This is a genomic window from Variovorax sp. RO1 (assembly GCF_002849325.1).
In the GTDB taxonomy this organism is placed as follows: Bacteria; Pseudomonadota; Gammaproteobacteria; order Burkholderiales; family Burkholderiaceae_C; genus Variovorax.
Genome location: NZ_PKMT01000006.1, coordinates 81,678 through 101,827, shown reverse-complemented (window position 1 = coordinate 101,827; position 20,150 = coordinate 81,678). Strand labels below are relative to the sequence as shown.

Annotated in this window: 16 protein-coding genes; 9 read left to right on the top strand and 7 right to left on the bottom strand. The window is 69.2% G+C overall.

All coding sequences use genetic code 11. The features are described from left to right. Positions 1-7 precede the first annotated feature (7 nt). The 4 genes from CY658_RS25525 (at position 8) to CY658_RS25510 (ending at position 7,920) form a co-directional block, all read left to right on the top strand. Positions 8-445: an ExbD/TolR family protein gene (locus CY658_RS25525; protein WP_101492863.1), complete on the top strand. Its 438-nt coding sequence runs from the start codon at positions 8-10 to the stop codon at positions 443-445. A gap of 3 nt (positions 446-448) precedes the next feature. Then, the gene (locus tag CY658_RS25520; RefSeq protein ID WP_101492862.1) at positions 449-1,372 is read left to right on the top strand and encodes a cell envelope integrity protein TolA; all 924 of its coding nucleotides are present in this window, start codon (positions 449-451) and stop codon (positions 1,370-1,372) included. A 93-nt stretch (positions 1,373-1,465) separates the two neighbouring features. Continuing rightward, the gene (locus CY658_RS25515) at positions 1,466-2,704 is read left to right on the top strand and encodes a M48 family metalloprotease (RefSeq protein WP_101492861.1); all 1,239 of its coding nucleotides are present in this window, start codon (positions 1,466-1,468) and stop codon (positions 2,702-2,704) included. After that, positions 2,701-7,920 carry an AAA domain-containing protein gene (locus tag CY658_RS25510; protein WP_101492860.1) on the top strand — a complete coding sequence of 1,740 codons (5,220 nt, stop codon included), beginning with the start codon at positions 2,701-2,703 and terminating at the stop codon, positions 7,918-7,920. The genes CY658_RS25515 and CY658_RS25510 overlap by 4 nt, the downstream gene beginning before the upstream one ends. Here the strand turns inward: CY658_RS25510 and CY658_RS25505 are convergent. Then, positions 7,904-8,275, bottom strand: coding sequence for a YgiW/YdeI family stress tolerance OB fold protein (locus tag CY658_RS25505; RefSeq protein WP_180839055.1), 372 nt, complete (start codon positions 8,273-8,275; stop codon positions 7,904-7,906). The genes CY658_RS25510 and CY658_RS25505 overlap by 17 nt on opposite strands. A 94-nt stretch (positions 8,276-8,369) precedes the next feature. Further along, on the bottom strand, positions 8,370-11,888 hold the full coding sequence (gene dnaE, locus CY658_RS25500) for a DNA polymerase III subunit alpha (RefSeq protein WP_101492859.1): 3,519 nt from the start codon (positions 11,886-11,888) through the stop codon (positions 8,370-8,372). Positions 11,889-11,949: 61 nt separating this feature from the next. On the opposite strand from dnaE, the gene CY658_RS25495 reads away from it, so the two are divergent. Next, positions 11,950-12,735 (top strand): sulfurtransferase, encoded by a 786-nt coding sequence (locus CY658_RS25495; protein WP_101492858.1) that lies wholly within the window; start codon positions 11,950-11,952, stop codon positions 12,733-12,735. Between the two features lie 15 nt (positions 12,736-12,750). Here CY658_RS25495 and CY658_RS25490 read toward each other — a convergent pair whose 3' ends face one another. The 4 genes from CY658_RS25490 to CY658_RS25475 form a co-directional block, all read right to left on the bottom strand. Further along, on the bottom strand, positions 12,751-13,674 hold the full coding sequence (locus CY658_RS25490; RefSeq protein ID WP_101492857.1) for a pirin family protein: 924 nt from the start codon (positions 13,672-13,674) through the stop codon (positions 12,751-12,753). Positions 13,675-13,708: 34 nt separating this feature from the next. Next, positions 13,709-14,260 carry a flavodoxin family protein gene (locus tag CY658_RS25485; protein ID WP_101492856.1) on the bottom strand — a complete coding sequence of 184 codons (552 nt, stop codon included), beginning with the start codon at positions 14,258-14,260 and terminating at the stop codon, positions 13,709-13,711. 78 nt (positions 14,261-14,338) lie between these two features. Then, a complete protein-coding gene (locus CY658_RS25480; RefSeq protein WP_180839054.1) occupies positions 14,339-14,764 on the bottom strand; it encodes a DoxX family protein in 426 nt (141 codons plus the stop codon). 60 nt (positions 14,765-14,824) lie between these two features. After that, a complete protein-coding gene (locus CY658_RS25475; protein ID WP_101492855.1) occupies positions 14,825-15,526 on the bottom strand; it encodes a pirin family protein in 702 nt (233 codons plus the stop codon). A 163-nt stretch (positions 15,527-15,689) separates the two neighbouring features. Here CY658_RS25475 and CY658_RS25470 point away from each other — a divergent pair, with 163 nt between their 5' ends. The 4 genes from CY658_RS25470 to trmB all read left to right on the top strand — a co-directional run bounded on the left by CY658_RS25470 (position 15,690) and on the right by trmB (position 19,532). Further along, a complete protein-coding gene (locus CY658_RS25470) occupies positions 15,690-16,643 on the top strand; it encodes a LysR substrate-binding domain-containing protein (protein WP_099796632.1) in 954 nt (317 codons plus the stop codon). Between the two features lie 130 nt (positions 16,644-16,773). After that, positions 16,774-17,856 carry an NAD(P)/FAD-dependent oxidoreductase gene (locus CY658_RS25465; protein ID WP_101492854.1) on the top strand — a complete coding sequence of 361 codons (1,083 nt, stop codon included), beginning with the start codon at positions 16,774-16,776 and terminating at the stop codon, positions 17,854-17,856. A 15-nt stretch (positions 17,857-17,871) separates the two neighbouring features. Further along, the gene (gene gluQRS, locus CY658_RS25460; protein ID WP_101492853.1) at positions 17,872-18,777 is read left to right on the top strand and encodes a tRNA glutamyl-Q(34) synthetase GluQRS; all 906 of its coding nucleotides are present in this window, start codon (positions 17,872-17,874) and stop codon (positions 18,775-18,777) included. Continuing rightward, on the top strand, positions 18,774-19,532 hold the full coding sequence (gene trmB, locus CY658_RS25455; RefSeq protein ID WP_101492852.1) for a tRNA (guanosine(46)-N7)-methyltransferase TrmB: 759 nt from the start codon (positions 18,774-18,776) through the stop codon (positions 19,530-19,532). Before gluQRS ends, trmB begins: the two co-directional genes overlap by 4 nt. 21 nt (positions 19,533-19,553) lie before the next feature. Here trmB and CY658_RS25450 read toward each other — a convergent pair whose 3' ends face one another. Next, complete coding sequence (locus tag CY658_RS25450) at positions 19,554-20,102, bottom strand: energy transducer TonB (protein ID WP_180839053.1); 549 nt, start codon at positions 20,100-20,102, stop codon at positions 19,554-19,556. Positions 20,103-20,150: the final 48 nt, after the last annotated feature.

Here is a 20,150-nt window from a genome sequence, read left to right as displayed (position 1 = left end):
CGACGACATGCCTGCCGTTTCATCCCGGGGCCGCGGCCGCCGCACGATCAACGAGATCAACATGGTCCCGTTCATCGACGTGATGCTGGTGTTGCTGATCATCTTCATGGTCACCGCCCCGCTCATCACGCCGAGCGTGATCAACCTGCCGACGGTCGATCGTGCCAACAAGCAGCCCGAGAAGCCCATCGAGATCGTCATCAAGAGCGACGACGAAGTGCAGATCAAGAAAGACCCGTCCACCGGCACCGGTGGCGCGTCGATTCCCATGACGCAGATCGGCTCGGCGGCCAAGGCCGCGCAAGGCGGCGACGCCCAGCGCCCCGTGGTCATCAGCGCCGACAAGTCGGTGAAGTACGAAACCGTCGTGAAGGCGATGAACCAGCTCAAGCGCAGCGGCATCGAGCGCGTGGGGCTGTCGGTCACGACCACGGGCGGCAAATAAGGCATGTCGCTCGCCCTGGATCGCCCCGAGTTCGCGCCACCGCCGCAGCGCGGCACGCCCCGCGCGGTGGTGCTCGCGCTCATTGCCCACGCGCTGCTGATCGCCGCCCTCACCTGGGGTGTGCGCTGGCGCAGCGAAGCCGACGACGGCGCGGTCGATGCCGAGCTGTGGTCGACCACGGTGATGCAGCCCGCCCCGCGCCTGTCGGTGCCGGAGCCGCCGGCCCCCGTGCCCGCACCGCCGCCGCCTGCGCCCGCGCCACCCCCGCCGCCTCCCCCGGCCGTCAAGCCGCCCGAGCCGGCGCCGGCCCCCGCACCCGACATCGCGCTGGAGCGCGAGAAGAAGCTCAAGGAACAGAAAGCGCAGAAGGAGCGCGAGCTCGAACAGCAGCGTCAGCAGCAAAAGAAGAAAGAGCTCGAGGCCAAGGAACGCGCCGAAGACGAGGCCGAGCGCAAGAAAGAGCAGCAGAAGAAACTGGCCGACCAGAAGAAGCAGCAGGAAGCCGAGGCCAAGCAGGCCGAAGCAAAGAAGGCTGAAGCGGCCACCAAGCAGGCGGCGGCCGACCGCGCCGCGACGCTCAAGCGCATGCAGGGCATGGCCGGCGCCAGCGGCAGCGACGATGCCAAGGGCAACGCGCTGCGCTCGTCCGGCCCGTCGAGCGGCTATGCCGGCCGCATCGCCGCCGCCGTGCGCCCGAACATCACCTTCCCCGATGCCGACAGCGTGAACGGCAACCCGGAAGCCGAGTTCGAAGTAAGGCTCGCACCCGACGGCACCATCGTCGGCGTCAAGCTCGCCAAGTCCAGCGGCCTGCCGGCCTGGGACGAAGCGGCCGAGCGCGGTCTCCGCAAGACCGACAAGCTGCCGCGCGACACGGACGGGCGCATCTTCCCCTCGCTCATCGTCACGCTCAAGCCCAAGCGCTGACCCCCTGCAATCGCCCACATCGTGGGTGATTGCAAGCGACACCACCCGCTCGTTTAGGATCGTCGGCAACTCATTGTTGCTGGCGCTCCTGACATGGTCGACTCTTTCCCTGCCGTTCGCCTCCAAGACCTGACGCCGCTGCCCTACCAGCAGGCACTGGCTGCTCACCTTCAGGCGAACGAACCCGAGGCCTGGCGCTGGGCCGCCTCCGCCGAAGCGCGCGAAGAACACACGGCCGCCATGCGTGCCGAGTTGCTGCGCAGCGCCTACCGGCTCGACGCCGACGCGCACCCTGACCTGCATGCCGACGCCGCACTGGCCGCACAACGGCTGGGCGTCACCGCGCGCATCACGCTCTACCAAGCGCCGTCCGGCGACGGTGCGGCCATGAACGCCGCCATCTACGTCGTGCCGGGCGAGGCGCATATCGTGCTCTCGGGCCCGCTGCTCGAACGGTTGCAAGGCCCGGAGCGTCAAGCCGTGCTCGGCCACGAACTCGCGCACTACCTGCTGTGGGAACGCGACGGCGGCAAGCATCACGTCGTCGATCGCCTGCTGCACGCCACGGCGGCCGACCCGCGCGCCGATGCGAGCCACCTGCAGGCCGCGCGGCGCCATGCGCTGTACACCGAGGCCTTTGCCGACCGCGGCGGCTGCGTGGCCTGCGGCGCGCTCGAGCCCGCCGTGAGCGCGCTCATCAAGATCGAGACCGGCCTCACGCAGGTCAACGTGGCGAGCTACCTCGCGCAGGCTGAGGAGATCTGCGCCGACCCGAACAACAAGGCATTGCAGACGCGCGGTGTGAGCCATCCCGAGGTGTTCGTGCGCGCCCGCGCGCTGCGCCTGTGGACCGGCCGCGAGCACGACGCCGACGAATGGCTGGCCGCCGCGCTCGAAGGCCCGCTCGACCTGGGCACGCTCGACATGCTCGGCCAGCAGCGGGTGAGCGCGCTCACGCGCGGCACCCTCGCGCAGCTGCTGCAGCGGCCCGTGTTGCAGTCGGAATCGCTGCTGGGGCATGCGCGCCGCTTCTTCCCCGACTTCGCGCCGCCCACGTCGGCCATGCCGCCGCCCGAGCCCGCGCCGGCCGGCCTGCACGACTACCTGGCCAGCGTGCTGGTCGACTTCGTCGCCGCCGACCCCGAGATGGACGACGTCACCCTCGCCGCCGCGCTGGGCCTGGCCGATGCGCTGGACTGCGCTACGCCCTTCGAACAGCGCGTGCTGAAAGACCTGGGTCTGTCCAAGCGCAACTTCACCCGCGTCAAACGCGACGCCGCCGCCCTGCTCGACAAGGCCGCCAACCCGCCTTCGCAAGCCGCAGCCGCATGACCCTCGCTCCCGCCCCGCTCCTGCAACTGCTCGCCACCGCCGAGGCCCACGGCGGCCTGCAGACCGACGACGTGCTCAAGCTCGTGCTGCCACTGCTGCGCGAGGTCTCGGCCCTGCACGAACTCGGCAACGTCGCCGCGCTCGGCAGCGCTTTTGCCTACCGCGTGACCGATGCGCCCGCCGAACCCGCGCTGGCGCTCGCCCAGCCCGACGGCACCGCGCCGCGCCGCCACCCCGAAGCCATCGCGCCGCTCGAGCAGCCCGCCGCCTCCGTGCTGCGCGTGGTCGGCGAAACGCGCCTGACCGTCGATGCAGACACCGGCGTCGCGCTCGAGAACCTCGCGGTCATGGCCGATGCCGGGCCCGACACCGTGCCGACGCGCCCCGTCTACCTGCCCGGCTACGCCGCATGGGAACTGCGCCTGGGCCACCACGACGCGCTCGGCGACATCCTGTGCCTGGGCCAGGTGCTGGCCAGCCTGTCGTGCGGGCTCGACTTCACCGACGGCGACGATCTGACCCGCTTTGCCGCGCACCGCGGCAACCTGTTCGAGCTGAACCGCCGGCTGCACCCCGTGGTGGCCGCCGTGATCTTCGAGATGACCGCGCTCGACCGCCACGAACGCGCGCGCGACCTGCCCTCGGTCATCCGCCGCCTCGAGACCTACCGCGACCAGCCCGTCGACCTCGGGCTGGACCGCATCGCGCCCGCAAGAGACGGTGCCGGCCAGCGCCGCCAGGCGATCCAGCTGCACCTGCGCGACCGGCTGTTCGACCTGTCGCGACGCAACCGCCTGCTGTACTTCAAGCCGACGCAGGCGCATGTGAACCTCACCGTCGCCAGCGTGCCGCTGGTGGTCGACCTGAACAGCATCCGCACCGACCAGCTGTGCGTGTGGGACGGCCGCTTTGCCGCCGACATCGCCAGCTGTGACCCCGTGCCGCTGGCGCGCTGGCTGCGCTTCGAAGACCAGCCCTACCTGCCCGGCGCGCTCGACCGCATCCTGCAGGAGGCGCGGCGCGACCGGGCCGAGTACGGCTTCTCGCAGCTGTCGCTGGTGGTGGCCTTCCTGCGCTGGCACAACCTCAAGGAGGGCGAGGCCGAACGCGCCGAGCGCATCGCCTCGCCGCTGCTGATGCTGCCGGTCGAGCTGACGCGCAAGAAAGGCGTGCGCGACCAGTACCTGCTCGAAGCCTCGGCCAGCGAGGCGCAGGTGAACCCCACGCTGCGCCACCACCTGCGCCAGCTCTACGGCATCGCGCTGCCCGAGACGGTGGACCTGCGCGAAACCTCGCTCGAACAGTTCCACGCACAGCTGTCAGCGCAGATCGCGCAGAGCGAGCCCGGCGTGCAGTTGCGGCTCGTGAAGCAGCCCGAGATCGCCGTGATGCACCAGCGCGCGCGCCAGCGGCTCGAACAGTTCAAGCGCCGCACCCGCGTGCGCTCGCCTTCGGCGGTGCCGGTGGCCTCGCAAGACTTCAGCTACGCGCAGGACGACTTCCGCCCGCGCGGGCTGCAGCTGTTCCATGCGCGCGTGCGCCCCGTGCCACTGCCGGTGCGCGAGGCCGTCGGTGGCGCGCCACAGCCGCGCGCGCCGCAGATGGCAGCCACGGCTGCCGATGACACCGAGCGCAAGACCTTCGCACTGCGCGACAGCAGCGGCAACCCCTACCAGTGGGACATCGACCTCACGGCCGTGACGCTGGGCAACTTCAACCACCGCAAGATGTCGCTGGTGCGCGACTACTCGGGCCTGGCCGAATCCGACCTGGCCAGCGAAGCCTTCGACCGCGTGTTCTCGCTGCAGCCACGCCGGGTCGACGCCGAGACGCCGCCCACCTTGCCGCTGGCCGACCAGTGGCCCGTGGTGCAGGCCGACGCCACGCAGACCGCCGCGGTGGCGCTGGCGCGCACGGGCACCAGCTACATCATCCAGGGCCCGCCGGGCACGGGGAAGTCGCAGACCATCACCAACCTGATCGCCGACTACGTGGGCCGCGGCCAGCGCGTGTTGTTCGTCTGCGAGAAGCGCGCCGCCATCGACGTCGTGTTCCACCGCCTGCGCCAGCAGGGGCTGGACGAGCTGTGCTGCATGATCCACGACTCGCAAGGCGACAAGAAGGCCTTCGTGCAGAACCTGCGCAAGACCTACGAGCTGTGGCTCGAAGCGCCCGGCACGCTGGCGCAGGAAAGCACCGAGCGCACGCAGGTGCTCGACGCGATGGACCTCGACCTGCGCGCGCTCGAACGCTTCGACGCCGCCATGCACGACGTGCCCGAACACATCGCGGTGACGCTGCGCGAACTGCTCTCGCGGCTGGTCACGCTCAAGGCCAGCGACCCGTCGCTCACGCCGCTGCAGGCCGAAGCATTGCCCGCCTTCGCGGCCTGGCGCCGGCATGCGGAGCTGGTGTCGCGCCTGCACCTGGCCGTGACCGAAAGCCTGGGCGCTCCCAGCTTTGCGCAGCATGTGTTCGCGCAGCTCGCGCCATCGCTGCTGGCGCAGGAGAAACCGCTGGCGCGGCTGGTCGAACGCAGCGAACGCGCCATCGACCTCAGCGCGCCTTGCCGCGATGCGCTGGTCGACGCCTGGCCGCCGCTGGCCGAGGCCGGCGTGTTGTGGCGTGATGCGCTGGCCGTGGTGGCCGATGCGCGCAGCGTCGCCTCGCTGGCCGCGCGCGGCCAGCTGGCGCTGCTCGACGCGGCGCACCCGAGCAGCCTTGCGCTCGGCGCCGCCCTGAACGACAAGCGCGCGCTGCAGCAGGCGCTCGACGCGCAGCTGCAACGCACCGCCCACTGGCGCGACAAGCTCTCACCCGGCGACACCGAAGCCGCACTCGCGCAAGCCCGCACGCAGCAAGGCTCGCTGCTGCGCTGGCTGCAGCCCTCGTGGTGGCGCCTGTCGGGCGAGCTCAAGCGCCGCTATGACTTCGCCGCGCATGCCGTGCGCCCGCAGTTCAGCCAGCTCCTCGAAGACCTGCGCGCCGAACAGGCCGCGCGCACCGCGCTCGACCAGCAGGCGGCACGCATCGAGGCCGACTACGGCTGCACCGATGCCGACGCCTTCGCGCAGCAACTGCAGGCCATGCGCGGCATCGACGCCGGCGCCGGCCTGCGCGCGGCGTTCCAGGCCCACCTGCGCACCGACGCGGCCCGCCGCAGCGTCGAACAGCTTGTCGCCGCCGCGCCGCGCGTCGACACGCTCGACGCCCTCTGGCGCGACCTGCTGCACGATGCCGACGCGCAGCCGCTGGACGCGCTCGACGCGCTGGCCCGCACGCTGCGCGACCAGGCCGACGCGCTGCCGTCGGTGCTCCAGCCGCTGCAGGAACTGGCCGACGCCGACCCGGCCGTGGCCGCCGCGCTGCGCACCCTGCCGCTGCCGCCCGAAGCCATCGAATACGCCGTGGCGCGCGAAGGCCTGGAGCGCGTCTACCGCACCGAACGCTGGCTGCCGCGCTTCGACGGCGCCACGCTCGCGCGCCATGCGCAGCGCCTGGGCGAAGGCGAACGCAAGCTGCTCGAACGCAACGCACGCACGCTGGCCGCCGCGGTGCGCCAGCGCTTCCGCGACCATGTACAGAAGAGCGCCCTGCCCGCCAGCCAGCTCGACACCGACGGCAAGGTCTTCAAGAAGAGCTACAACGCGGGCCGCCGCGAGCTCGAACACGAGTTCGGCAAGACCATGCGCTACAAGGCGATCCGCGAACTGGCCAGCGGTGACACCGGCCGCGTGGTGCGCGACATGAAGCCGATCTGGCTCATGAGCCCGCTGTCGGTGTCCGACACGCTGCCGCTCGCGGCCGACCTGTTCGACGTCGTGATCTTCGACGAGGCCAGCCAGATCCCGGTTGAGGAAGCCGTGCCCGCGCTGTACCGCGCGCCGCAGATCATCGTGGTGGGCGACGAGATGCAGCTGCCGCCGACGAGCTTCTTCTCGTCGGGCCGCGACGCCGAGGAAGACACCGTCACCGTGGAAGGCGACGATGCAGAGAACGGCGAAGAAGCCGAACGCATTGCCGTCGTGCTCGACGCCGACAGCCTGCTGAACCAGGGCGCGCGCAACCTGCCGGCCACGCTGCTGGCCTGGCACTACCGCAGCCGCTACGAATCGCTCATCGGTTTTTCGAACGCAGCCTTCTACGCGGGCAACCTGTACACCATTCCCGACCGCAGCCTGCCCGCGCCGGAGCGCGGCGAGATCGTGGTGCAGTCGCGCAGCCCGACCGACGAGTCCGTGAAGGCGCAGGTCGACGCCCTGCTCTCGCGCGCGATCAGCTTCCACCGCGTGGCCGACGCCGTGTACGAGAACCGCATTAACGACGGCGAGGCGCGCCATATCGCGCAGCTGGTGCGCGAGTTGCTCCAGCGCGAGACCGGTCGCAGCCTGGGCATCGTGGCGTTCTCCGAAGCACAGCAGGGCGAGATCGAGGAAGAGCTGAACGCGCTCGGCGCGGTCGATGCCGACTTTGCGGCGCGGCTCGAGGCCGAGGTCGTGCGCGAGGAAGACGACCAGTTCTGCGGCCTCTTCATCAAGAACCTGGAGAACGTGCAGGGCGACGAGCGCGACATCATCATCCTGAGCATCTGCTACGGCCCCAACCCCGAGGGCCGCATGCTGATGAACTTCGGCCCCATCAACCAGCGCGGCGGCGAGAAGCGCCTGAACGTGATCTTCAGCCGCGCCAAGCACCACATGGCGGTGGTCTCGACCATCCGCCACGAGGCGATCACCAACGACCACAACGAAGGCGCGGCGGCGCTGAAGAACTTCCTGCGCTATGCCGAGTGCCTGTCACGCGGCGACGAGGACACGGCGCGGCGCGTGCTCGAAGGCATGAACCCGCTGGCGCGCGGCCACGTGGCGCGGCAGACGCGCACGGACGACGTCACGGCGCAGATCGCGCAGGCGCTGCGCGCGCGCGGGCATGCGGTGGACGAACAGGTGGGTCAATCGCGTTTTCGCTGCGACCTCGCGGTGCGCGCATCGGGCCAGGGGCACTATGCGCTGGGCATCCTGGTGGACGGCGCGGCGCAGGACGGCCACCGCCACAACGTGCTGGAGCGCTATGTGTCGCGCCCGCGCATCCTCGATGCTTTCGGCTGGCAGGTGATGCAGGTGCTGGCCAAGGACTGGCTGCACGCCCCCGAGGCCGTGCTCGACCAGGTCGAGCAGGCGCTCGGGAAAAAGGCCGGGGTCAGCGCAGGACGGTGATGACGCGCTTCACGTCGAGTTCGGTCTTGCCGGTGAGCCGGTCCTTGTCGAACTCGCCGCTGAGTTCGACGCGCACCTTGTCGTCGATCTTCACGCCCGGCGGGAAGTACTTGGCGTCGATCTCGACCTTCAGGCGCCCCGTGTCGTCGGCAAAGGTGTAGTGCTCGCCGCCATCGTGCGAGACGATGAAGCCGCGCACCGTGGCGTGCTGGTCGTCCTGGCCGGTTTCGAGCAACTGCTTGACCGTCAGGTTCGGCACCGACGTCGGGCCGGCGTACTGGGCCCAGGCCGCGGCCATGGGCAGCGCCACGCCGAACATCAACGCGGTGGTCTTGAAGATCTTCTTGAAATGCATGCGGTCTTTCTCCTGTGAGTGGCCCAAGGCCAGGTTGCAACAGACAGATGGACCGCGCGCAGGCCTCGGGGTTCCCCAAGCTCGTGCGGTCCGATCAATCGTAGATGACCTGTGCCTTGCCCGCTTCGGCCTGCGCGGTCCAGCTCGCAAGCGCCGCATCGGTCGGGAAGAACTTGGCGCGATCGCCCAGCTGCAGCTCGACCTGCGCCCCGCCCCGCGCCATCGACAGGCGCACGGGCAGGCCGTGCACGAGGTCGCCGACCTCGGTCTGCTCGGTGCGCGCCGGAAAGTCTTTCAAGAGGCGCGCGATCTCGGGCACCTTGCCGTTCACCGCCACGCGCAGGAACTTGCCGAAGCGGCAGCGCGCCGAGGCCAGGTCCCACACCTGCTGCACCTGGAAGCGCGCCTCGAAGCCGCCGCGCGCGGGCTGCAGCTTGCCGCTCACGATGACGAGCTCGTCGTCCTTCAGCGTGTTGCGGTTGGCGTTGATGAGCGCCTCGTCGGCCGTGGCGTCGATGCCGTCCGACTTGTCGTCGAGCTTGAAGATCGCCAGCCGGCCGCGCTGGCCGTTGATGACGCGGAAGTCGCTCACGATGCCGGCAATGACCTGCGGGTCGCGGCTGTCGAGCAGATCGCCGATCTCGCGCTTGCAGAAGCGCCGCACCTCGTGCGCCACCTCGTCGAACAGGTGGCCCGACAGGTAGAAGCCGACAGCCGTCTTCTCGAAGGTCAGGCGCTCTTTCACGCCCCAGGGCGTGGCGTCGACGAGGTCGGGCTCCTGTGTGGCCGAGCCATGCTCGCAGTCGCCGAAGATGTCGACCTGCGACGCATTGGCCGCCGTGGCACTGGCGAACTCGAAGGCACGGTCGACCGAGGCGATGAGCGACGCGCGGTTCTGCTGGATGGCATCGAACGCGCCGGCCTTGATGAGCGCCTCGACCGTGCGCTTGTTGATGCGCTGGCGATCGATGCGCACGCAGAAGTCGTACAGGCTCTTGAACGGTCCGCCCTCTTCGCGCGCCCGCACCACGGCCTCGACCGCGAGCTGGCCCGTGCCCTTCACGGCGCCCAGGCCGTAGCGGATGATCTTGTTGGTGACCGGCTCGAAGCGGTAGTTGCCGCGGTTCACGTCCGGCGGCTCGAAGGTGATGTTGAAGTTCTTCTGGGCGTCTTCGAACAGGAGCTTGAGCTTGTCCGTGTCGTCCATTTCCACGGTCATGTTCGCGCAGAAGAACTCGGCCGTGTAGTGGACCTTGAGCCAGCCCGTGTGGTACGCCAGCAGCGAGTAGGCGGCGGCGTGCGACTTGTTGAAGCCGTAGCCCGCGAACTTCTCCATCAAGTCGAAGATTTCGTCGGCCTTGTCCTGCACGATGCCGTGCGTGGCCAATGCGCCCGCGCGGAACTTCTCGCGGTGCTCGGCCATTTCCTCGAGCTTCTTCTTGCCCATCGCGCGGCGCAGCAAGTCGGCGCCGCCGAGCGAGTAGCCGCCCAGGATCTGCGCGGTCTGCATCACCTGCTCCTGGTAGACCATGATCCCATAGGTCTCGGAGAGCATTTCGGCCACGGCCGGGTGCGGGTACTCCACGTCTTCGCGGCCGTGCTTGCGCGCCACGAAGCTGGGAATCAGGTCCATCGGGCCCGGACGGTACAGCGCGTTCAGCGCGATCAGGTCTTCCAGGCGCGTGGGCCGCGCGTCCTTCAGCATGCCCTGCATGCCGCGCGATTCAAACTGGAACACGGCCTCGGTCTTGCCGTCGGAGAACAACCGATAGGTCGGCCCGTCGTTCAGCGGGATGTTCTCGAACGCAAAGTTCTCCTGGCCCTTGTGGCGCTTCATGATGAACTCGCGCGCAATCTCCAGGATGGTGAGCGTCGCAAGACCCAAGAAGTCGAACTTCACGAGGCCGATGGCTTCGACGTCGTCCTTGTCGTACTGGCTCACGGCCGATTCGCTGCCGGGCTGCTGGTACAGCGGGCAGAAGTCGGTGAGCTTGCCCGGTGCAATGAGCACGCCGCCGGCGTGCATGCCGATGTTGCGGGTCATGCCTTCGAGCTTCTGCGCGAGCTCGACCAGCATGCGGACTTCTTCTTCCTTCTCGATGCGCTCCGCCAGTTGCGGCTCCATCTCGATGGCGTAGTTGTTCTTGTCGCCTTCGATCTTGGTCGCGGGCGGATACTGCAGCGTGACCGACATGCCCGGCTTGTTCGGAATCAGCTTGCTGATGCCGTCGCAGAACATGTAGCTCATGTCGAGCACGCGGCCCACGTCGCGGATGGCCGCGCGCGCGGCCATGGTGCCGAAGGTGGCGATCTGGCTCACGGCGTTGCGGCCGTACTTGTCCTTCACGTAGTCGATCACGCGGTCCCGGTTGCCCTGGCAGAAGTCGATGTCGAAGTCGGGCATCGAGACGCGTTCGGGGTTCAGGAAACGTTCGAACAGCAACTTGTATTCGAGCGGGTCGAGGTCGGTGATCTTCAGCGCGTAGGCCACGAGCGAGCCGGCACCCGAGCCCCGGCCCGGGCCCACGGGGCAGCCGTTTTCCTTGGCCCACTTGATGAAGTCGCCCACGATCAGGAAGTAGCCGGGGAAGCCCATGTTCAGGATCGTGTTGATCTCGAACTCGAGGCGTTCCACGTAGCGCGGCCGTTCGGCCTCGCGCTTGGTTTCATCCGGGAACAGGTGCTTCAGCCGCACCTCCAGCCCGTCGAACGACTCCTGGCGGAAGAACTCGCCGATCGGCATGCGCACGCCTTCGCTGATGAAGGGCGTGGGAAAGTCGGGCAGCTGCGGCTTGCCGAGCACCAGCGTCAGGTTGCAGCGCTTGGCGATCTCGACCGTGTTGGCCAGCGCGCTCGGCACGTCGGCGAACAGCGCCTGCATCTCGGCGCTCGACTTGAAGTACTGCTCTTCGGTGAACTTGCGCACGCGGCGCGGGTTGCCCAGAATTTCGCCTTCGGAAATGCACACGCGCGCTTCGTGCGCCTCGTAGTCCTGGCGTTCGGCGAACTGCACCGGGTGCGTGGCGACCACCGGCAGCTTCAGGCGGGCGGCGAGCTTCACGGCCGCAATCACGTGCGGCTCGTCTTCGGGACGGCCAGCGCGCTGCAGCTCGATGTAGAAGCGGTGCGGGAACATGCCCGCGAGTTGCAGCGCCAGCTCGGCGGCGCGCTCTTCCTGGCCTTGCAGCAGCGGCTGGCCCAGCGGCCCGGCCTGTGCGCCCGACAGCGCGATCAGCCCGCCCTGCAGCTCCTGCAGCCATTCGAGCTTGCAGGCCGCCTGCGACTGGCCGCGGCTCACGTTCTGCGTCCAGGCGCGGGCCAGCAGCTCCGACAGGTTGAGGTAGCCCTCGATGCTCTGCACCAGCAGGATGAGGCGGGTCAGCGCGCCGGGCTCCTTGCCCAGCCCGTCGATGAAGATTTCAGCGCCGATGACAGGCTTGACGCCCTTGCCCCGGCCCTGCTTGTAGAACTTGACCGTCCCGAACAGGTTGTTCAGGTCGGTGATGGCCAGCGCGGGCTGCTTGTCGGCAGCGGCGGCCTTGATGACTTCGTCGATTCGATTCGTGCCATCGACGACGGAAAACTCGGTGTGCAGACGCAGGTGAACAAACATCCGTCGATTGTAGGAAGCCGCCCTCCACGATGTGGTGTGGCGATCCCTACAATCCCGCCCCGTGCAAGAGATTTTGAATATCGCCGCCTACAAGTTCGTGGGCATCAACGACAGCCCCGTGCTGCGTGAGACCCTGCGCGACCGCGCGCAGGCCCTGGGCCTCATGGGCACCATCCTGCTGGCGCCCGAAGGTATCAACCTGTTTCTGGCGGGGCCGGCGCAGGCCATCCACGACTTCCTGGCCGACCTGCGCGCCGATGCGCGCTTTGCCGACCTCGAAACCAAGGAAAGCTGGTCGGCCACGCAGCCCTTCCGGCGCATGCTGGTGAAGCTCAAGCGCGAGATCATCCGCATGGACCACCCGGCCATCCAGCCCGCCGCCGGCCGCGCGCCCGGCGTGGACGCGCCCACGCTCAAGCGCTGGCTCGACCAGGGCCACGACGACGAGGGCCGCGCGATCGTGATGCTCGACACGCGCAACGACTTCGAAGTCGACGAAGGCACCTTCGACGGCGCGATCGACTGGCGCATCACCAAGTTCACTGAATTCCCGCCCGCATTGAAAGCGCACCGCGCCGACTTCGAAGGCAAGACCGTGGTGAGCTTCTGCACCGGTGGCATCCGCTGCGAGAAGGCCGCCATCCTCATGCGCGAGGAAGGCGTGGAACACGTGCTGCAGCTCGAAGGCGGCATCCTCAAGTACTTCGAGGACGTCGGCGGCGCGCACTACCACGGCGACTGCTTCGTGTTCGACGGTCGCCGGGCCCTGGCGCCCGACCTCAGCGCGCGCGCCTCCGATGCCAGCGCCCGAGCCTCGGAAGACCCGGACATCGGCATCAAGCAATAGGCAACGCGCGCGGGCTCAGACCGGCGTGGTGCCGACGTCGGGCTCACGCACGCCGAAGGGCTTGCCCGGCAGCGGAATGAACTCGGTCTCGCCGGGCACCTGGCCCATGCGCTGCGCGGCCCAGTCGCCGCCGGCTTCAAGGATGCGTTCGCGCCGGCTCGAAACGAAGTTCCAGGTGATGTAGCGCGGGCCGTCCAGCGGCTCGCCGCCGATCACCATGAGGCGCACCGCCGTGTCGGCCGTGAACACCGCGCCCTGCCCGTCGGGCAGCACCGCCATCGTGTGGGCGGGCGCCGGTTCGCCATTCACCTGCGCATCGGCATCGACCATGTAGACCGCCAGTTCCGGCGCCAGCGCGGGCAGCTCGAAACGGCCGCCGGCCGGCAGCGCGATGTCCAGGTAGACCGTCTGTGCCAGCGTCTTCACCGGCGAGCGCACGCCGAAGGCCTCGCCCACCAGCACGCGCACCGGCACGCCCTGCACCGCGAGTTCGGGAATCGCCTCGGCCGGCGTGTGCTCGAAGCTGGGCTCGACCTCTTCATGGGCCTGCGGCAGCGCGGCCCACAGCTGCAGGCCGTGGTTCACGTAGGTGTCGGCCAGCAGGCGCTCCGGCTTGCGCTCGGAGTGCACGATTCCGCGCCCCGCGGTCATCCAGTTGATGGCGCCGGGCTGGATTTCCTGCACGCTGCCGAGACTGTCGCGGTGCATCATCGCGCCCTCGAACAGATAGGTGACCGTCGACAGGCCGATGTGCGGATGCGGCCGCACGTCGTGCGCGTTGCCGGGCTGCTCGGTGGCCGGACCGAAGTGGTCGAAGAACACGAAGGGCCCGACCGAGCGGCGCTGCGCCGCCGGCAGCACGCGCCGCACGTTGAAGCCACCGCCCAGGTCCTTGTCGTGGGGCCGGAGCAGTTGGATTTCGGGGATGGTGTCGGTCATCGTGTTCTCCTGGAAGCGAAGTTCGGTCGGGGCGTTATGCGCGTGATCTTGCCACCGCACCCACGCGCTCGCCAAAGGCACGCGCGGTTTCCAGATCGCCCTTGGGCATCTCGGCCGGACTCGCGTCCGAGGGCGATTGCGTGAGCAGGCCGCCGTAGCCGCCGACGTAGTTCATCGCATCGCGCGTGGCCGCCTTGTTGTTGGTCGGCAGGATGCCCATGCTGACCCAGATGCCGCTGTGCTGCATGGCCAGCGTCCACAGGTAGGTCATGGTCGTGACCTTGTCGCCGTTCATCGTGGCGCTGTTGGTGAAGCCGGCGAAGAGCTTGTCTTTCCAGCCTTGCGTGTACCAGACCTTCGACGACGCGTCGGCGAATTTCTTGAACTGCCAGCTCACGCCGCCCATGTAGGTCGGTGAGCCGAAGATGATCGTGTCGGCCGCGGCCAGCGTCTCCCAGCCATCGGCCGGCAGGTTGCCGTCGGCGTCGATGGCGAGCAGTTGCGCGCCCGCCCCGTCGGCCACGGCCTGGGCCACGCGCTGGGTGTGGCCGTAGCCGGAATGGAAGACAACGACGATGTTTGCCATGAAACGGATTTCCTCAAAGAAGCGATGAAGTCAGCAGGCCGCGCCCACGAGGTGTGCGCGGCCTGGAAGGGAACGAGCTTACTTTTTATCGATGCTGAAGCGGCCGGCGCCGAAGGCGGCGAAGGCGAGCAGACCACCGGCGATCGCGATGTTCTTGAAGAACATCAGCTGGTTCACGAAAGCCTTGTCGGCGGGCATGCCCCAGTAGTTGTGGAACAGCACGGCCGCGGCCACGGTGAAGATCGCCAGCACGATCGCCGACACGCGCGTCTTGAAGCCGACGAGCAGCAGCAGGCCGAGCCCCAGCTCCACGACGATCGCGATGACTGCCGCCACTTGCGGCAGCGGCGCGCCCACCGAGGAGATGTACCCCACGGTGCCGGCAAAGCCCATGAGCTTGCCGAAGCCGGCGGGCACGAACAGCGCAGCGAGCAGCACGCGGCCGATGAGTGCCAGCGTGTCCTGGGCGGCGTTGGGGGCGGTGGTTGTGGTGGAAATGGTCATGGTGAAACTCCTCGTTGGTTATTGAAGCGAAAGGAACAAAGAAAGGAAAAAGACGCCGTCTCAGGCCGCCAGGTCGAACACCAGCACTTCGGCATCGGTGCCGGCGCCGAGCGTGAGTTGCGATTCGCCTTCGAGCATCGCGGCGTCGCCGCCCACGAGCTTCTGGCCGTTGACTTCGAGCGCGCCACGCACCAGGTGCACGTAGCTCTTGCGTTGCGGGTCGAGCGCCAGGCTCGCGGTCTCGTTGCCGTCGAACAGGCCGGCGAACAAGCGGGCGTCGGCGTTCACCGTCACCGAGCCGTCGCGGCCATCGGGCGAGGCCACGAGGCGCAGGGTGCCGCGCTTCTCGGCGTCGCTGAACTGCTTCTGCTCGTAGCCGGGGGCGATGCCGCGTTCCTTGGGCTCGATCCAGATCTGCAGGAAGTGCGTGGTCTCGTCGGCCTTGTGGTTGAACTCGCTGTGCATCACGCCGCGCCCGGCGCTCATGCGCTGCACGTCACCCGGCGGAATGGATTCGATGTTGCCCATGCTGTCCTTGTGCGCGAGTTCGCCCGAGAGCACGTAGCTGATGATCTCCATGTCCCGGTGGCCGTGGGTGCCGAAGCCGGCGCCCGCCGCCACGCGGTCTTCGTTGATCACCCGCAGGTTGCCGAAGCCCATGAAGGCCGGATCGTAGTACCCCGCGAAGGAAAAGCTATGGAACGAGCGCAGCCAGCCATGGTCGGCATAACCGCGTTCCTGTGATTTGCGTACCTTCAACATATCGAACTCCTTGCTGCCCCACCCGGTTCGGGCGCCGGGGCTTTCGTCGTGGGCCGCGCCGGATGCGCAGCGGATGAGAAGAATTTTGGGCTTCCATCCCTCTCTGAAAGACGCCCGGTTTTGATGGCATCATTCAAAATATTTGAACGATGGAGCCCGCCTCATGCCCAGCGCCCGAGACGTACTGACCCCTGACGCGCTGGCCATGCTGCAGACGGTGGCGGCCGCCGGCAGCTTTGCCGCCGCCGCGCGCGCGCTCGGCCTCGTGCCCAGTGCGCTCAGCTACCGCGTGCGCCAGATCGAAGACGCGCTCGACGTGCTGCTGTTCGACCGCAGCGCGCGCCAGGCCCGCCTCACCGAGGCCGGCGCCGAACTGCTGCGCGAGGCCGCGCGCCTGCTCGGCGAGATCGACGCCGTGGCCAACCGCGTGAAGCGCGTGGCCACCGGCTGGGAGCCGATGCTGACCATCGCCGTCGACAGCGTGATCGCGCGCGACCCGCTGCTTGACCTGTGCACCGCCTTCTTCGCGCTCGATCCGCCCACGCGCCTCAAGCTGCGCGACGAAACCCTGCTCGGCACCATCGAGGCGCTGACCAGCGGCGAGGCCGACCTGGCGATCGGCGCGGTGCTCGATGCCGCGAGCCTGGCCTTCACGGCCACCGGCATCCGCAGCCGCCCCATCGGCGAGCTACGCTTCGTGTTCGCCGTGGCGCCGCACCATCCGCTCGCGCGCCTGCCGCAGCCGATCAGCGATGCGGTGCTGCGCCAGCACCGCGCGGTGGCCGCGGCCGACTCGGTGCGCAGCGGGCCGAGCATGACGGTGAACCTCGTCGGCGGACAAGACGTGCTCACCGTGCCCAGCATGCAGGCCAAGATCGCCGCGCAGTTGCACGGCCTGGGCGGCGGCTTTTTGCCCGAGCCGATGGCGCGGCCCTACATCGAGGCCGGCCATCTCGTCGAACTGCAGACCGAGCGCCAGCCGCCACTGGGCACCATGCACTGCGCGTGGCGCGTGCGCAGTGCGGGCAAGCCGGGGCGCGCGCTCGAATGGTGGCTCGCGCAGTTCGAGCACGAGGGCACGCGCAAGGCGCTGCTCGAACGGCACCGGGGCCGTTGAACGCCACGCGGTGCGGGGCTGCAATACGCGGCTGCATAAGGGTCGCCCCCAGCCCGGCGGCGCGCGCAGACCGAGGTAGAGTGTGCACGGCCTCCTCCGTCATCACCCTGTCAAAAGAAAAGAGTCCGCCATGCCCAAAGCCAAAGCCCGCGCCACCGCCGACCGCCACCGAACTCCCGCCGCCGCCCGCCACTACGCCGTCATCGGCGCCGGCATTGCCGGCGTGGCCTGCGCCCGCACGCTGATGCAGGCCGGGCACCGTGTCACGGTGTTCGAACGCGAGGCCACGCCGGGCGGGCGGATGGCGAGCATCGACACTGCCTTCGGCCGCTTCGACAGCGGCGCTCAATACTTCACCGTGCGCGATCCGCGCTTTGCGCAGGTGCTGGCCACCACGCCCGCGCTGTGCCGCCCCTGGAGCGCCAACCTCGTGCGCGTGCTCGACGCCCACGGCCGCGTGGCCGAGGCCGCATTGCCTTCGCTGGAGCCGCACTGGGTCGCCCAGCCCGGCATGGACGCGCTCGTGGCCCACTGGGCCGCGCCGCTTGGCGAGCACCTCGTCACCGGCACCCAAGTCACCCGCATCGAGCCCGACGCGCTCGACGCCACCCGTTGGCAGCTGCGCACCGCCGGCGCCGACGATTCGCAGCACGTGTACTCCGGCTTCGACGCCGTGCTGCTGGCCGTGCCGCCCGCACGCACCCGCGAACTGTTGGCCGACGGCGAACGTTCGGCCACGCTGAGCCGCAAGATCGATCGCGTGCGCATCGCACCTTGCTGGGCGCTGATGATCGCTTTCCCCCAGGCCAACCAGGCCAACATGTCGCACCTCGGCCCGCAATGGAACGTGGCGCGCAGCACCCACCACCGCGTGGCGTGGCTGGCGCGCGAATCGTCCAAGCCCGGCCGCGAACGCGTCGAACGCTGGACCCTGCAGGCCAGCGCCACGTGGTCGGAAGAACACCTGCGCGACACGCCCGCGCGCATCGAGGCCAAGCTGCTGCGCGCCTTCTCGGAAATCACCGGCATCCACGCCACGCCCAGCCATGCGCAAGCGCGCTGCTGGCCCGAAGCGCAGACGCAGGTGCCGGTCGGCCAGACCCACCTGTGGGACGCCAAGGCGCGCATCGGCATCGCGGGTGATTGGTGCATCGGCCATCGCGTCGAAGACGGCTTTGTGTCGGGCCTGTCGCTGGCCCTGGCCGTTCTCTAAGTCCTCCAAGAAAGGATGCGCGCCACCGGCCGCTTCGCGCCCTCGCCCACCGGCCCGCTGCACGCCGGCTCGCTGGTGGCCGCGCTCGCGAGCTGGCTCGATGTGCGCGCGCGCGGCGACCAGGCGCGCTGGCTGATCCGCATCGAAGACGCCGACACCGAGCGCTGCCTGCCCGGCATGGGCGAGCACATCCTGCGGCAGCTCGCCGACTGTGCCCTGCTCCCCGACGAACCGCCCGAGTGGCAGACGAAACGCACCGCCCACTACGAGGCGGCGCTGGCCGCCCTGCAGGCGCGCGGCCTCGCCTACCCCTGCGGCTGCTCGCGCAAGGACATCGACCTCGCCCTGGCCCGGCTCGGCCATGCGCACGAACGCCACGGTGAGCGCGTCTACCCCGGCACCTGTCGCGATGGCCTGCACGGCAAGCCCGCGCGCGCCTGGCGCTTTGCCGCGCACCGCATGCCGGCCGGCGACCTGCACTGGACCGATCGCCGCCTGGGCCCGCAGCAGCAGGATGTGCAGCGCAAGGTCGGCGACTTCGTGCTGCGCCGTGCCGACGGCCCCTGGGCGTATCAGCTCGCCGTGGTGGTCGACGACGCCGACCAGGGCGTGACCGACGTGGTGCGCGGCGAAGACCTGGCCGACAACACCGCGCGCCAGATCCTGCTGCAGCAGGCGCTCGGCCTGCCCACGCCGAGCTACCTGCACACGCCGCTGGTGCGCGGCGCCGACGGCGACAAGCTCTCCAAGCAGAACGGCGCCACAGCCATCGACACCGCCACGCCGCAAGCCGCATTGACCGCGCTCGACACCGCCGCCCGCGCCCTCGGCCTGCGCCCCACGGCAGCCGACGACTGCGCCGCCGCATTGGCCGACTGGGTGCCCGAATGGCGCGATCTCTACAATTCGCGGCCCTCATGAACATTCCCGACACCGTGTCCAACGACCTCCCGCCCGTGCCTCCCGAAGACGACGCCACCGACGGCAAGCCGCATCCGCTGCACCGCCGCCTCAAGAGCTTCGTGAAGCGCGCCGGCCGCACCACCGACGGCCAGGCCCGCGCCTTCGCCGAGCTGGGCCCGCTGTTCCTCATTCCCTACACGCCCGAGCCGCTCGACCTCACGGCGGCCTTCGGCGGCCGCGCCGGCCCGACGGTGCTGGAGATCGGCTTCGGCATGGGCGAGGCCACGGCGCACATCGCCACCGTGCTGCCCGAGACCAACTTCCTGTGCTGCGAGGTGCATGAGCCCGGCGTGGGCGCGCTGCTCAAGCGCATCGGCGAGCAGTCGATCTCGAACATCCGCATCTGCGCGCACGACGCGGTCGACGTGCTCGACCACATGCTGCAGCCCGGCACGCTGGCCGGCGTGCATGTGTTCTTTCCCGACCCGTGGCACAAGAAGCGTCACAACAAGCGCCGCCTGATCCAGCCCGAGTTCGTGACCAAGCTGGCGCAGCACCTGCGCCCCGGCGGCTACATCCACTGCGCCACCGACTGGCAGCCCTACGCCGAGCAGATGCTCGAAGTGCTGGGCGCCGAGCCGCTGCTGCGCAACACCGCGGCGGACACCGGCTACGCGGACAAGCCGGCGTATCGCCCGCTCACCAAGTTCGAGAACCGCGGCCTCAAGCTGGGCCACGGCGTGTGGGACCTGGTGTTCGAAAAACGCGCCTGAGCGCGCACCACGCCGCTCAACTCAATCGAGCCGGAAGCGGAACGGCAGCCGCATCGCGCCGCGCACCGCACGCCCGTCCGCCGTGCGCGCCGGGTCGAAGCGCCACTCCTTGATCGCATCGGTCGCCGCCCGCGACAGCAGCGGGTGCGGCGAGCGTTCGACGCGGATGTCTTCGGGCTTGCCGTCCACGCCGACAAAGAAGGTGGTGACCACCACGCCCTCGATGCCCTCTTCCGCCAGCGCGGGCGGGTACTTGGGATAGCGGCGCTGGCGAATCACCGGGTCCTTCACGACCGCGTCCGCCGCAACGCGCGGATCGGCGCGCGGGGCCGCCATGAGGGTCGGCCCCGACGGCAATGCCATCGGCGGCCCCGCCAGTGGCACCGGTGGCGGCTCGATCATCGATGGCGGCGGCAGGGGTGGCGGGTCGATCATCGGTTGCGGCGGCTGCGGTGCAGCCACGGGCACGAAGACCTCCGGCGCGGACAGCGCCTTTTCCACCACCTTCGATGGGGGCGACACAACGCAACCGGCGAGCACCACGCACACCCCTCCCAAAACCCAGGACATGTTCAAGTTCATAAGGGCAATTCTGGAGCACCCGCGCCTTCCGCCCTG

Bases quoted from the DNA above. Each gene is read 5' to 3' on its own strand.
- CY658_RS25525 (WP_101492863.1), top strand. From the start codon at position 8: ATGCCTGCCGTTTCATCCCGGGGCCGCGGCCGCCGCACGATCAACGAG.
- CY658_RS25520 (WP_101492862.1), top strand. From the start codon at position 449: ATGTCGCTCGCCCTGGATCGCCCCGAGTTCGCGCCACCGCCGCAGCGC.
- CY658_RS25515 (WP_101492861.1), top strand. From the start codon at position 1,466: ATGGTCGACTCTTTCCCTGCCGTTCGCCTCCAAGACCTGACGCCGCTG.
- CY658_RS25510 (WP_101492860.1), top strand. From the start codon at position 2,701: ATGACCCTCGCTCCCGCCCCGCTCCTGCAACTGCTCGCCACCGCCGAG.
- CY658_RS25505 (WP_180839055.1), bottom strand. From the start codon at position 8,275: ATGCATTTCAAGAAGATCTTCAAGACCACCGCGTTGATGTTCGGCGTG.
- dnaE (WP_101492859.1), bottom strand. From the start codon at position 11,888: ATGTTTGTTCACCTGCGTCTGCACACCGAGTTTTCCGTCGTCGATGGC.
- CY658_RS25490 (WP_101492857.1), bottom strand. From the start codon at position 13,674: ATGACCGACACCATCCCCGAAATCCAACTGCTCCGGCCCCACGACAAG.
- CY658_RS25485 (WP_101492856.1), bottom strand. From the start codon at position 14,260: ATGGCAAACATCGTCGTTGTCTTCCATTCCGGCTACGGCCACACCCAG.
- CY658_RS25480 (WP_180839054.1), bottom strand. From the start codon at position 14,764: ATGACCATTTCCACCACAACCACCGCCCCCAACGCCGCCCAGGACACG.
- CY658_RS25475 (WP_101492855.1), bottom strand. From the start codon at position 15,526: ATGTTGAAGGTACGCAAATCACAGGAACGCGGTTATGCCGACCATGGC.
- CY658_RS25470 (WP_099796632.1), top strand. From the start codon at position 15,690: ATGCCCAGCGCCCGAGACGTACTGACCCCTGACGCGCTGGCCATGCTG.
- CY658_RS25465 (WP_101492854.1), top strand. From the start codon at position 16,774: ATGCCCAAAGCCAAAGCCCGCGCCACCGCCGACCGCCACCGAACTCCC.
- gluQRS (WP_101492853.1), top strand. From the start codon at position 17,872: ATGCGCGCCACCGGCCGCTTCGCGCCCTCGCCCACCGGCCCGCTGCAC.
- trmB (WP_101492852.1), top strand. From the start codon at position 18,774: ATGAACATTCCCGACACCGTGTCCAACGACCTCCCGCCCGTGCCTCCC.
- CY658_RS25450 (WP_180839053.1), bottom strand. From the start codon at position 20,102: ATGTCCTGGGTTTTGGGAGGGGTGTGCGTGGTGCTCGCCGGTTGCGTT.